At 44.2% G+C, this 12727-nt stretch carries 16 protein-coding genes; 7 read left to right on the plus strand and 9 right to left on the minus strand.

What is annotated here, in order from left to right; genetic code table 11:
- The first annotated feature begins 247 nt into the window (after positions 1-247).
- From R7Z77_RS00375 to R7Z77_RS00385, 3 genes are read left to right on the plus strand one after another with little or no spacing between them, the layout of a single operon-like run.
- Positions 248-1600 carry a DASH family cryptochrome gene (locus tag R7Z77_RS00375; RefSeq protein WP_064354491.1) on the plus strand — a complete coding sequence of 451 codons (1353 nt, stop codon included), beginning with the start codon at positions 248-250 and terminating at the stop codon, positions 1598-1600.
- Positions 1600-3144, plus strand: coding sequence for a cryptochrome/photolyase family protein (locus R7Z77_RS00380; RefSeq protein ID WP_005374147.1), 1545 nt, complete (start codon positions 1600-1602; stop codon positions 3142-3144). The genes R7Z77_RS00375 and R7Z77_RS00380 overlap by 1 nt, the downstream gene beginning before the upstream one ends.
- Entirely contained in the window at positions 3144-3851 is a 708-nt protein-coding gene (locus tag R7Z77_RS00385; protein ID WP_064354492.1) for an SDR family oxidoreductase, read from the plus strand. Before R7Z77_RS00380 ends, R7Z77_RS00385 begins: the two co-directional genes overlap by 1 nt.
- 61 nt (positions 3852-3912) lie before the next feature.
- Here the strand turns inward: R7Z77_RS00385 and R7Z77_RS00390 are convergent, their stop codons facing one another.
- Both R7Z77_RS00390 and msrB read right to left on the minus strand, forming a co-directional pair.
- A complete protein-coding gene (locus R7Z77_RS00390; RefSeq protein ID WP_005374142.1) occupies positions 3913-4059 on the minus strand; it encodes a DUF2256 domain-containing protein in 147 nt (48 codons plus the stop codon).
- A gap of 33 nt (positions 4060-4092) precedes the next feature.
- Positions 4093-5235 (minus strand): peptide-methionine (R)-S-oxide reductase MsrB, encoded by a 1143-nt coding sequence (gene msrB / locus R7Z77_RS00395; protein ID WP_005374134.1) that lies wholly within the window; start codon positions 5233-5235, stop codon positions 4093-4095.
- A gap of 202 nt (positions 5236-5437) precedes the next feature.
- Here msrB and R7Z77_RS00400 point away from each other — a divergent pair, with 202 nt between their 5' ends.
- Positions 5438-5836: an OsmC family protein gene (locus R7Z77_RS00400; RefSeq protein WP_005374132.1), complete on the plus strand. Its 399-nt coding sequence runs from the start codon at positions 5438-5440 to the stop codon at positions 5834-5836.
- Positions 5837-5965: 129 nt separating this feature from the next.
- A complete protein-coding gene (locus tag R7Z77_RS00405; RefSeq protein ID WP_031780875.1) occupies positions 5966-6520 on the plus strand; it encodes a sugar O-acetyltransferase in 555 nt (184 codons plus the stop codon).
- Between the two features lie 87 nt (positions 6521-6607).
- Here R7Z77_RS00405 and R7Z77_RS00410 read toward each other — a convergent pair whose 3' ends face one another.
- The 6 genes from R7Z77_RS00410 to R7Z77_RS00435 all read right to left on the minus strand — a co-directional run bounded on the left by R7Z77_RS00410 (position 6608) and on the right by R7Z77_RS00435 (position 10792).
- Complete coding sequence (locus R7Z77_RS00410) at positions 6608-6988, minus strand: hypothetical protein (protein WP_005374128.1); 381 nt, start codon at positions 6986-6988, stop codon at positions 6608-6610.
- On the minus strand, positions 6976-7293 hold the full coding sequence (locus R7Z77_RS00415; RefSeq protein ID WP_235213034.1) for a hypothetical protein: 318 nt from the start codon (positions 7291-7293) through the stop codon (positions 6976-6978). The genes R7Z77_RS00410 and R7Z77_RS00415 overlap by 13 nt, the downstream gene beginning before the upstream one ends.
- Positions 7294-8357: 1064 nt before the next feature.
- A complete protein-coding gene (locus tag R7Z77_RS00420; RefSeq protein ID WP_021035913.1) occupies positions 8358-8540 on the minus strand; it encodes a hypothetical protein in 183 nt (60 codons plus the stop codon).
- Positions 8541-8704: 164 nt separating this feature from the next.
- Complete coding sequence (locus R7Z77_RS00425; RefSeq protein ID WP_005497912.1) at positions 8705-9391, minus strand: helix-turn-helix transcriptional regulator; 687 nt, start codon at positions 9389-9391, stop codon at positions 8705-8707.
- Positions 9392-9438: 47 nt separating this feature from the next.
- Positions 9439-9753 (minus strand): hypothetical protein, encoded by a 315-nt coding sequence (locus R7Z77_RS00430; RefSeq protein ID WP_029795225.1) that lies wholly within the window; start codon positions 9751-9753, stop codon positions 9439-9441.
- 115 nt (positions 9754-9868) lie between these two features.
- Positions 9869-10792 carry a LysR family transcriptional regulator gene (locus tag R7Z77_RS00435; protein WP_053307145.1) on the minus strand — a complete coding sequence of 308 codons (924 nt, stop codon included), beginning with the start codon at positions 10790-10792 and terminating at the stop codon, positions 9869-9871.
- Positions 10793-10930: 138 nt separating this feature from the next.
- On the opposite strand from R7Z77_RS00435, the gene yjjG reads away from it, so the two are divergent.
- The gene (yjjG, locus tag R7Z77_RS00440) at positions 10931-11605 is read left to right on the plus strand and encodes a pyrimidine 5'-nucleotidase (protein WP_213967479.1); all 675 of its coding nucleotides are present in this window, start codon (positions 10931-10933) and stop codon (positions 11603-11605) included.
- Positions 11606-11656: 51 nt separating this feature from the next.
- Positions 11657-12196 carry an NUDIX domain-containing protein gene (locus R7Z77_RS00445; RefSeq protein WP_017635078.1) on the plus strand — a complete coding sequence of 180 codons (540 nt, stop codon included), beginning with the start codon at positions 11657-11659 and terminating at the stop codon, positions 12194-12196.
- A 79-nt stretch (positions 12197-12275) separates the two neighbouring features.
- Here R7Z77_RS00445 and R7Z77_RS00450 read toward each other — a convergent pair whose 3' ends face one another.
- Positions 12276-12710 (minus strand): hypothetical protein, encoded by a 435-nt coding sequence (locus R7Z77_RS00450; protein ID WP_005480927.1) that lies wholly within the window; start codon positions 12708-12710, stop codon positions 12276-12278.
- Positions 12711-12727 lie beyond the last annotated feature (17 nt).

A 12727-nucleotide genomic window follows, 5' to 3' on the forward strand; every position in this document is an offset into this window, starting at 1 on the left:
AGTGATTAAGATCGTGATCAATACCGTTGGATTCAAATTTTATAAAATATCAGTATGAAACATGTACAGGCATTTGGTGGTATTGCGTGTTTTGAGATATCCAGCAAATGGATTCCGTGTAAACGCTAGTAACCTAATGATCGTCAAACTCTCGTTTTCGTATAAAAGCAAGTAAATCAAAAGGCTTAACGTCAGGGTCTCCGTGAAAAGAACTCGTAGACGAAGAATTAACATCTGAGGGTGCGAATTGAAAAAGAAAATAGGACTTTATTGGTTCACGAACGACTTGCGATTGCACGACAACCCACTGTTGAAAAGCGCCAGTGTAGAAATGGACGAGTTAATTTGCTTGTATTGCTACCCTTCAATGACGCCTTACTTGCATCACTTTGCGCAGGAAGCCTCTTTCGGGCGCGCGAAATTGCAGTTTCTCGACTCATCGCTTAGTGAACTCAATCAATCTTTGAATCACCTTGGTCAGCGATTATGGGCGGTTGAACTAACGCCCGATCAAGCAATCAAGTATGCTGTTAATCGCTTCGGCGTCACACATATATATGCTGACGCCTTTCCCGGTTCGGATGAGCAACAAGCGTTAGATCGCGTAGCTGAAGGCGCTTCTCATGTAAAAATAAAACAGCAAGCAATCCGGACCCTGTTAAGGGAAGAACAACTGCCATTTGACTTGAGCAATCTGCCTACCACTTTCACGCAGTTTAGAAAGCAAGTTGAAGGTTTAGACATCTCTCGGCCCCACGAGAGTATCCGTTCGTTACCTCCAATTCCTTTAGGTGTGAATCTTCCTTCCGTTACTGCATATTACTTTGACACAAAAGCTGCGTTTCATGGTGGAGAAAGCCGCGGGCTTGAACATTGTCGCCAGTATTTTGCTTCCACACTAGCCAGTGAATACAAACAAACACGCAACGGTTTAGATGGCATGGATTACTCCACTAAGTTCTCTCCTTGGCTAGCTCATGGGTGCGTTTCTCCGAAAACTATTTATGCCATGTTGAAACGTTATGAAGCGGAGAGTGGTGCAAATGATTCAACCTATTGGATTTACTTCGAACTGCTTTGGCGTGAATACTTTTATTGGTATGCCCGTCGATACAAGCGGCAGCTGTTCCGATTCGGTGGCATCCAAAATCAAGCACCACTCACTAGCTTTTACGCGCACCGTTTCCAACAATGGAAGAAAGGTGAAACGCCATTTCCTATCGTCAATGCGTGTATGCACCAACTTAATGAAACGGGTTATATGTCGAATCGTGGCAGACAGTTAGTTGCCAGTTGTTTGGTGCATGAGCTTGGCCTCGATTGGCGTTATGGCGCGGCGTACTTTGAGTCACAACTGGTCGATTACGATGTGGCATCAAACTGGGGAAATTGGCAATACTTAGCAGGCGTTGGTGCTGATCCGCGTGGTTCACGACAATTCAACCTCGAAAAGCAAACCGAAATGTACGACCCGCACATGGAGTTCATCGATAGGTGGCAAGGTCGTTGTCCTGGCGCGCATTTGGATAGTGTAGACATGGTCGATTGGCCGATTGTGATGGGCAGCAGTGACAAAGCTTCGTCATCGGAGAAACCGTAATGCAATTTGAAACCGTACGATTGATCTTGGGCGATCAACTTAACAGTGAGCACTCTTGGTTTCAGCAACCGGATGAGCAAGTGCTTTACCTGATTGCGGAGCTCAAGCAAGAGAATACTTACGTCACGCATCATATTCAGAAAGTGTGTGCGTTCTTTTCCGCAATGGAACAGTTTGCGAAAGAGCGTCAGAGTGAAGGTCACCAAGTTCTGCACCTCACGTTGGATGACACACAATCCTTCGACGATCTTGAGCAAGTCTTGCAACACTACGCGAGTGAAGTTGGTGCAAGTAAGTTTGAATATCAACGCCCGGATGAATACCGTCTTCTGGAGCAGTTAGCCAAACTAAAGCTTGATGGGGTCGTGACGCGTTGTGTCGACTCGGAACATTTTTTGTTGCCGTTTGAGGAAATAGAATCGCAGTTTCCTCAAGGTAAACACATCATGATGGAGCACTTTTACCGCCGTATGCGCAAGCGCTTCGACATCTTGATGCAAGACGGAAAGCCCGTCGGCGGAAAATGGAATTACGATGCCAATAATCGTAACAAGCTCAAAGCCAAAGACATTGAACAACTGCCACAACCTTTGATGTTCAGTACTGACATCCACGGCATTATTGAGCGGCTGGCACGACATGACATCAAAACCATCGGAAATCTCGAAGGGGACTTGTTGTGGCCGATTAATCGCGCGCAAAGCCTCTCTTTACTCGCGCATTTCTGCCAAGTCTGTCTGCCGTTATTCGGACGTTTTCAAGATGCCATGACAGGCCAGCACGACGCTAAGTGGAGCTTGTATCACAGCCGAATTTCATTCTCGCTTAACAGCAAATTACTGCACCCGAGAGAAGTCATTGATGCTTCACTCAAGGCATTTCATTCCAACGCGGACATCGACATTTCTCAAGTTGAAGGGTTTATTCGCCAAATCTTAGGATGGCGAGAGTACATTCGAGGGGTCTATTGGGCGAACATGCCTCATTACCCGAAAAACAACGAATTGGGCGCAGAAAGAAAGCTGCCAGATTTCTTCTGGAATGGTGAAACTAAAATGGCTTGTATGCGCAATGCGATTGGGCAGTCCCTCGATTACGCGTACGCACACCACATCCAACGATTGATGGTCACTGGTAACTTTTGCTTGCTAACCGAGATCGACCCAGATCAAGTGGATGAGTGGTATCTCGGTATCTATGTTGATGCGATTGAATGGGTCGAAATGCCGAACACACGTGGCATGGCATTGTTTGCGGATGGCGGCATTGTTGGCACCAAACCTTACGCGGCGAGTGGTTCTTACATCAACAAAATGAGCGACTACTGTAAGGGTTGCCATTACGACAATAAGGCGAGGAGTGGGGAAGGATCGTGTCCGTTTAACAGCCTTTATTGGCGCTTTATGAACAAGCACGACAAGCGCCTCGCAGCCAATCCACGAATCGGGATGATTTTCCGCTCTTGGGACAACATGGAAGAACAGCAACGCCAAGCGATTCTTGATACCGCAGAGCACTACATAGAAAACGTGGAGAACTTGTGATGGAAATACTCATCGTCGGTGGCAATGGTGGAATTGGTTTGGCAGTGGTGAGAGAAGCCGCAGCTCGGTTCCCTCAAGCGCGCGTGCATGCCACTTATCGTAAGCAGCAACCAGATTGGCAACACCCAAATGTCGTTTGGCATCAAGTGGATGTATCGCAAGACGAGCAGGTAAAAGCGTTCAGTGAGCAGATTGAACACGTCGATTGGTTGGTGAACTGTGTTGGTATGTTGCACACCCAAGAGAAAGGTCCTGAGAAGAATCTTAGCTCGCTCGACGCAGACTTCTTTCAGCAAACCATCACGGTCAATACTTTGCCAAGTTTACTGTTGGCAAAATACTTCACTCCCAAGCTAAAATGCAGTACTGCACCTAAGTTTGCGACCATTTCAGCCAAAGTTGGCAGCATTAGCGATAATCAGTTAGGTGGTTGGTACAGCTATCGAGCATCGAAAGCCGCATTAAACATGTTCCTCAAAACCATGTCGATCGAATGGCAAAGGATGGTCAAACATGGCACGGTGCTGTCACTTCACCCAGGTACTACAGACACCGCTTTGTCGGCACCTTTTCAAACCAATGTGCCAGAGGGAAAGCTGTTCACACCAGAGCGAGTCGCAAAGGATTTATTAGGCTTGTTAGAAAAAGCAACTCCGCAAGATAGCGGGGCGTTTTGGGCTTATGATGGGACGTTATTACCTTGGTAAGAGAACGCGTACAAACGTTAATACAAAGGGAATAACATACTCCAGAGAGGGTCGGAGTGACCTACGTTTTCGTTGATTTATTTCTTCGGCAACGCTCAGAACAATAAACGATTTCCTCCCAATTTCGCGCCCACTTCTTTCTCCAAGAAAATGGGCGCTGACAGACCGGACAGACTTTCATGGGAAGGTTGGATTTAAAACCTTTCATCGCGCTGAATGTTCACTCCTAATTTGGTTAAAACTACTTATCAAATAGGTACAGGTAATCGCCGTAGCCTAAACTCGCCATCTTGTTCACAGGTACAAATTTCATCGCAGCAGAGTTCATGCAATAGCGTAATCCCGTCGGCTTCGGACCATCTTTAAACACATGACCTAGGTGTGAATCACCAAACTTACTGCGGATCTCCGTTCTAGGGTAGAGTAGTTTATAATCGGTTTTCTCCACGATGTAACCCGGGTTAATTGGTCGAGTAAAGCTTGGCCAACCTGTCCCAGATTTGTATTTATCAGTAGAAGAAAATAGCGGTTCACCGGTCACAATATCCACATAAATTCCCGCTTCTTTGTTGTCCCAGTATTCATTATCAAACGGACGCTCCGTGCCTTCTTCTTGCGTCACGTAATACTGTAGCTCTGTTAAGTTTGATTTGATTTCAGACTGAGCAGGCTTACTGTACGCTTTCACTTTCGAAAGCAGCTTTTTTTCTTCAATCAACTGTCGAAGTGTTTTAGGGCTTTCTTTTCGATCTTCACCAAATACTTCGTCGAGATATTTATCGCGACCTGATGCGTAGCGGTAGTATTTGTACTTCAGGCTACTCTTCTTGTAGTAATCCTGATGATACGACTCCGCAGGGTAAAACTTTTCAAACTCGATCAGCTCTGTTTTCAACGGTTTTGGATAGATCATCGCCTTGTCGATTTCCATCATAAACTGCTTAGCAATCTGCTTTTGCTCCGCATTATGATAGAAGATCGCCGGACGGTATTGAGGACCACGGTCAACAAATGAACCTTTATCGTCGGTAGGGTCGATATGACGGAAGAAGTAATCCAGCACTTGTTCGTAGTTCACAACAGCAGGATCGTACTTCACCTCAATCACTTCAATATGACCAGATTTACCAGAAGAGACTTGGCGGTAAGTCGGGTTTTCAATATGACCACCTGAATAACCTGATACAACATCGATTACGCCGGGCAGTTGCTCTAAATCCGATTCTGTACACCAGAAACAACCGCCAGCTAGCGTTGCGATTCTTGTATTCTCTGAAGCCTTCAGCTTATCCATCGTATCGGCGGTACCTGTTTTACTCAATAGTAGAAACAAGACTGGAAGTGCGAAGGAGAAACCGGCCAATAACTTAGACATATTCTTCATAGCTACCTCATCGTTATTTTTGTAGAAAGTGTTACTTGAATAAAAAGTGTTACGTATAGAGAAAGGTAACCGAGCGAAAAAATTACAGTAATGTTGAAAATTCCGTTGCCCTTTTATGCGATAGAGCTAAAGTATCGACAAGAAACACACCGCTAGTAAGGGCAACGATGCCTTGAATGAGCGATGCTAAATGAGGTAAATCATGCAAGCTGAAGTTAAATGGATAGAAGATTTTAAATTTCTTGGGCAATCTCAGTCGGGCCACTCCGTAGTGATGGATGGCAATGGCGGTGCAACCGCACCAAGCCCAATGGAAATGGTACTAATGGCTGCTGGTGGCTGTAGCTCTGTCGATGTTGTTGATGGTTTGAAAACAGCAGGCCAAAAGGTTTCGTCAGTTAATGCCAAGCTAACCACAGAGCGTCGTGAAACCGCACCGCGTATCTTTACGCAAGTGAATATCCACTTTGAAGTGTCAGGTGACGAGCTTGACCCAGAAGTCGTAGCAAAAGTGGCGGCTGACTCGCTAGAAAAATACTGCTCGGTTTGCTTAATGCTAGGCGAAGGTGTTGAGATGACCCACAGTTGGGAAATTGTGTAAGTTGACAGACTCCACAAAATATAAAAACAGGAAAGAGAAAAGTCCGGGCTTTTCTCTTTTTTTATTTCGCAGTTCACGTACCTTGTGAAGAATCTGAAAGCAGTAATTGCAGGTTGTAGGAGTCTTCCAGTGACAGAACTAGAAAAAATGATGTCTGGCCAGGTCTTTGATGGCATGGACAAAGAAATTGACGCCATTAGAAGCCATGCTCTTCAAGCACTTAGAGCACTTAATAATAACACCGACGAAAGTCAGCGCGACGAATTGCAAAAGCAGCTATTTGGCAAGGTAGGCCGTTGTATTGTCCAGTCCCCTTTTCATTGTGAATTTGGTAAGACCATCGAAATAGGTGAAGAAACCTTTATCAACATGAACGTGGTCATGCTCGATGGTGCCAAAATTACCATCGGGAACCACGTGCTCATTGGACCGAGCGTGCAATTCTATACCGCTTCTCATTCTGTTGATTACCGAAGTCGTCGACGTTGGGAAACGTTTTGTAAACCTATCACGATTGAAGATGATGTGTGGATTGGCGGAAATTCCGTCATCAACCAAGGTGTAACAGTTGGCGCTCGCTCGGTGATTGCGGCGAACTCGGTCGTTAACCATGATGTGCCGCCAGATTGTCTATACGGAGGCACGCCAGCTAAGTTGATTCGTCGTCTCAACGAAGAAGAGTAGAGATCAGTATGCAATAACACTGGCGATTAGAGAGTTCTGACTGAGCTCTCTTCGTCGAGTACATCGTTATATTTTAATGTTAATTTCTCATTCAATTGCTAAAAGAACGGCACCAATTGATAAAGTCAGGGCAACGACAACAGAGTTAACAATGATAATACCCAGTAATAGAATCGACAAATAACGATACCATTTTGGTACTTCTCTAGAAATATTAGGTAATTTTCGCTTTTCACCTGAGCTAGGTTGAACGATTAAACGAACAAACATCAATGTTCGGAAAAATGCGTAAGGCCACCCTGTGAATAAAGAAAGCTCAAATTCATTAAAATATGGTTTTTTAAAATAGTTCCCAACAATCTCCTTCGGCATCAGAAAGTGCATGACACCGATAAAAATGGTTTGTAAGAAAATAATAATCACACCAGTCATTAAAGTGTAAAAAAGAAATGTGATTACTTGCTGCATATAGACTCTATTCCAGTACTAGCGACTAAGTTTGGCTTGCTTTCAATTGAATTATAAAAGCTTTTTGCCACTTTACCGGATGCATAACCTACAGCCGTTGAGCCGGCAGCGAGTACAATGGCAGTCACCCAGCCAATAGGGTTTGATACTAAAAATAGACCGACTAACGCGCTGGTACCCATTCCTACAGCTGTGCTAGTTATTGACTCAACAAAAATTTCATTCTTCTCATGTTGGTCTTGTGTATTCGCAATCTGAATGCAGGAAGCCGTCAGACCAACACCGACTAAAACATGTCCGCCCACTTTAGATGCTTGAGCTATTTTATTCAGTTTTTCGGCTTGTTTAACTATATGAGCATTCGCAGGTAACCCTCAACTTCGAGCGATGCGGATAGACTCGTAAGCTTTTTATTATCAAGTGATAAATTTAGCCTTTCATATGGAGTACCATACATGTTTAATATAATTGATGATAAGTTATCATGAGTTTTTATTTTATACTCAAATAATCCCGACACAGAGCACCTCTAGCTAATAATTTGTTTGTGCAGATACTAACAAAAAACTATATTTAAAAAGGTTTATTTTTTGCCTTCTAGACTTTCATTTTAAAAAGTTACAAATTAGCTGATGTATTTATTATTTGTATGAAATTGTTAATGTGATTTTTTACATTTAAAGTGTGATATTAAACTTGGTTGGATAAGTGAAGGTCATCCATGATTTGCTAGTGATAAAAAACCTGCGATAAAAAATACAAGTGCTAACATTGTAGAGTTTATGATAATTACCCATATTATTATGAAGGATAATAGACGGTACCACCTAGGCACCTCTTGGGATACATCGGGTAACTTTCGTTTTTTACCTGAGTTAGGTTGAACGATTAAACGAACAAACATCAATGTTCGGAAAAATGCGTAAGGCCAACCTGTAAATAGAGCTAGTTCGAAAGTGTTAAAATAAGGTTCTTTAAAGTAGCTATTGACAATGTCTTTTGGCATTAAAAGGTGCATGATACCTATAAAGAATGTTTGAAAAAAAATAACTAATACACCAGAGAACATTAAGTATCCAATAATGTTCCAGATCAATTGCATATTGCACCTATCCTTATAATAAACCGATGCTTTTTCAAAGGTTTTATCCTAATTTTTATCATGAAGAAATAAAGAGACTAACAGATAACCTATATCTTAGCTATGAATGTAAGGCCGTTTTGAAGGAGTGTCGAGAACGAAAATAAGAACTATTTTATTGATTTTTATGTAAATATAGTTGGTCGTGTATAAAATTGATAACGTGAAATGGCGAGATGTAAGCCTTGCACAACTAACAAAGGTTGGTTAAACAAGGCTAATAATCGGTTATGGATGAATAACGATTTGTTGCTCCTCTGTCATCACAAGTGTCGCTTTGCTTTGTTCGATAAGTTGGGCAGCATAAGAAGGGGTAACTGCCTGCATATCACCTTTAGATCGAAGAGTTAAAGACTCCCACGCTTGATCTCGATATTTCCCTGCTTGGGTGTATTGAATCAGTACTTTCATAGCTTCACGCTCCGGTGTGGTTGACGTGCTACTTAAGTTAACGATCTTAGGTTGGTTGCGCATCTGTTAAAAATGAAACATTAGTTTAACTAAATGTGCCTTTCCAAATATCTCGCATTGAGCAGAGCAATGTAGAATCCTTGTGATGGAAGGATGAAGAACACTCAATCTTTCGATTCATACTGCGCAATATAATGTTTGAGAGATTTGGTTTCCGCACTCTGAAACTCTTCATCGTGCATACGCAGTGCTTGGATACGGTCGAGGCGGAACTGGCGATAGTCATCGCGCAATTCGCACCAGGCGACCAGCGTCCAGACTTTGCCCCAAAAGAACTGGCCTAACGGTTGGATTTTTCTCTCGGTCACCTGTCCGCTTTCATCTTGGTAATCCAAACTGACCTTAAACTGATGATCAATCGCGTGGCGCAGAAGCTGCCCTCGTTTGGCAGTCTCGGATTGGGTGTGATAATCGGGCACAATCAGCGGACAATCTTCCACTTGTTGTTTGAGCTTATCTGGCAATACCGAAAGTATTTTGGTGGACGCAGAGTGAGACGCTTCGGCGAGTTCGGCGTCCGACCAGGCTCGAACCATCCGCATACCCAGTTCAAGCGCCATCATCTCCTTTTCTGAGAACATCAAAGGTGGCAGATGAGAGCCAGCTTGCAACAGGTAGCCGACACCTGCTTCACCTTGAATCGGAACACCAGAACTGAGCAACGACTGAATATCGCGATAAATCGTACGTTCGCTGACTTCCATTCTTTCTGCGAGCTCTTTCGCTGTCACTGCGTAACGCTTTGCGCGCAAAAGCGTCAGTAGCTCAAACAGTCGTTCTGATTTGCTCATGATGTTCCTTATCTAGACCTACTGGTTGTTAGTAGTAGTGTGGCTGATTACTTCTCTAGCTCACTGCACATTTTTAAGTTGTGATGTATAAGCTCGAAGCTTTCGCAGTCAATCATTGATAACAGAGGCTGAAATTCAGCGGCTTGCTTAAGCTGTTTTCCCGCCTGTTTTGCATCGTCCATTGAACGCCAGTAAATGATGTCTGTCCACACATCGTCCGTCGCTTCGTGACTGAGTGAGCGATACAAAAAGCCCGGCAGATTCTTCACAAACGTTTGTGACTGTTTGGCAGCGGCGATCACGTCTTGCTCTGTTGTGCCTGCGGTTAGACGAAATTGCACAGTTTCGATAACGGTTTCCATATTGTGATTCCTTATTGGTTTTGGCGGATTGCCTGTTGAGTTCCAAATAAGGTTACGCGGATGGAATGTCAGAACATGTCAGTAGTGAAATCTCACTCACTTATCATCAATATGGTTATTTTTCTGGGCTGTTGTAACGATCCCAGTAAGGTAAATCTGTGCCGAGTTTTTCGCTGATAAAATCGATAAAGGCTCTTACTTTCAACGGCATGTGCTTGCGCTCAGGAAAAACCGCATAAATGGCGTGTTCTGGTAGAGAGTACTCTTCCATCACCGGTTTTAGATTTCCTGCGGCAAAGTCTCTTCCTGCAATAAATGTTGGCAGTTGCGCAATGCCCGAACCTCTTAACAGCAACTGGCGAATGGCTTCGCTGTTATTGACGATAAAGTTTCCTTTTGGAAGTACCTTGTATTCGCTGCCGTTGTTGATGAACATCCATTCGACGCCACCACGGAAATAGGAGTAGCGCAGGCAGTTGTGACCGACTAAATCACTTGGTTTTTGTGGTGTTCCAAACTCCGCTAAGTAATCTGGTGAGGCACAAAGCACACTTTTACAAGGGGCGAGACGTTTTGCGATTAGATTGGAAGAGGTGAGTTCACCAATACGGATCCCCAAATCAAAACCGTCTTTAACCAAATCGACCATTTTGTCTTCGAGGTTTAAATCCACTTCAATTTTCGGGTAACGAGCGAGAAACTCGCTGATCAAAGGCGCGATATGCAGCACACCGAAAGACATCGGCACGGTAATTTTGAGCCGACCTTGTGGAGAGCCTTGCAGCTCCGATACCGCGTCCACGCCTTGTTGGGCTAGGTTGAGCGCTTGAGAGGCGTACTCAAAATAGCGTTCTCCCGCTTCGGTCAGGCTCAGCTTACGCGTGGTTCGGTTAAGGAGACGAATGCCCAAATCGTCTTCTAGTTGGTTGATGCGTTTGCTGATCGCCGATTTCGTCAGATTCAGCTGTTTGGCCGCAAGGGAAAAGCTGCCGCATTCGACAACAGCAACAAAAACGGGCAGGGAGGCAATCGCGTTCACATCAATCTCCTATTATCGTGAAGCATTTATTGTTGAGCACAAGGATACAATTAATTTCCAATTATAGAGATTATCTTCAAGAAGAAAACAATCTAGACTATGCACCAGTATTACGACCTTGATTTTGGGAAGAAGAAAATGAAGTACGATTGGATCCTGTTTGACGCTGACGAAACCTTATTCCACTTTGATGCTTTCAAAGGTTTGCAGCTTATGTTTTCTCGCAAAGGCGTAGATTTTACTGAACAAGATTTTGCTCATTACCAAACCGTAAACAAACCGCTTTGGGTGGATTACCAAGACGGCAAAGTAACGGCAGATGAGCTAAAACATAAGCGTTTTACCGAGTGGGCTGAGAAGTTGAATACCACAACAGCAGATCTCAACAGCGCATTTTTAGAAGCAATGGCCGATATTTGCAGCTTGTTGCCAGGTGCAAAAGAGCTGATGGAAGCGCTGCAAGGCAAAGCTAAAATGGGCATCATCACCAACGGTTTTACAGAGTTGCAAGCGATTCGCCTTGAGCGCACAGGGATGACTGAGTACTTCGATAAAGTGGTGAACTCTGAACAAGTGGGCGTAGCAAAACCGGACTTAGGTATTTTTGAATACGCGATGCAGCAAATGGGCAACCCATGCAAAACGCGCGTACTGATGGTGGGTGACAACCTTCATTCCGATATTCTGGGTGGTAATAATTTTGGTATTGAAACTTGCTGGTTAAATACCACAGGCGCAAGCGTCGATGAGCGTATCGCACCAAATTACACCGTTGAGTCTTTGAGTGAACTAAAGAACATTTTGGTGGCGTAACCGAATCCGGTATTATTCCGCAGTAACCCTCAGAAAAATCAAGGAATAACCATGTCAGACATCAAACAGCTAGACAGCAAAGTCGTTTACCAGAATAAGTGGATGACGGTGCGTGAGGACAAAATTTTACGTCCGAGCGGCGCAGAGGGTATCTATGGTGTGGTCGACAAACCTGATTGTGCTGCGATTCTGGCTATCGATAACGGGATGATTCACTTGGTTCAGCAGTACCGTTACACCGTAGGTCAACGTTGTTGGGAGATCCCACAAGGGGCGTGGGAATCAAACCCAGATGCGGATCATCTTGAGCTTGCCAAAGGCGAGCTGCGTGAAGAAACGGGCATGCAGGCGAGCGCTATGGCGTATGTCGGCGCGCAGTTTATCGCATACGGCTTTTTGAATCAGACATGTCACGTCTACTTCGCCACTGATTTAACGGACGTGGGTAATCAACTCGACAGTGAAGAAGAGGATTTGATCACTCGCGCTTTTTCTGTTGAGGAGTTCGAACAGATGATGATCGACGGCACGATCAAAGATTGTGTCACCATCGCCGCTTATGGTTTGGCGAAGCTGAAGAAATTCATTTAGTTATCCATGACGATTTTTTAATGAAAACAGCGGCCTAGTGCCGCTGTTTTTAGTTTGGGTGAGCTCGTTGAGCCATCGCTTACTCGTCGATTTTCTTACCTAAGATTTCCACTTGCGCTTTTTTAGTCACCCCCGCGACTTGCAGCGCAGTGCTGCCAACCGATTCATAGTTCAACTCGATTTTGTCTAACTTCGCGTTATCTTTTGTTGGTAGGCTTAAGCTTCTTGATGACATGCCTTTAGTCAGAACCCCTAAACTGTCGAACGTCTTTTCCTGACCATCTTTCATGATTACTTTAACGCTTTTCAGATCGACCGTACCTTGCGTACATTTGATTTTTATGTGGCTGAAACGAGCGTTAGCAAATGGTGACAGTGGATTGACTGTGTCGGTTTCCGATTTAAAACTGACGGTCTTATCTGCAATCTTATCCCAATCGTTGTCTCCTGCAACCGATTGGAAAGAGGCTACAGCCGCTAAAAGACAGAGTGCGATGGTGTTGAACAGTTTCATAGCTTTTCCTTACCTTC

Source organism: Vibrio sp. 1401 (genome assembly GCF_033340295.1).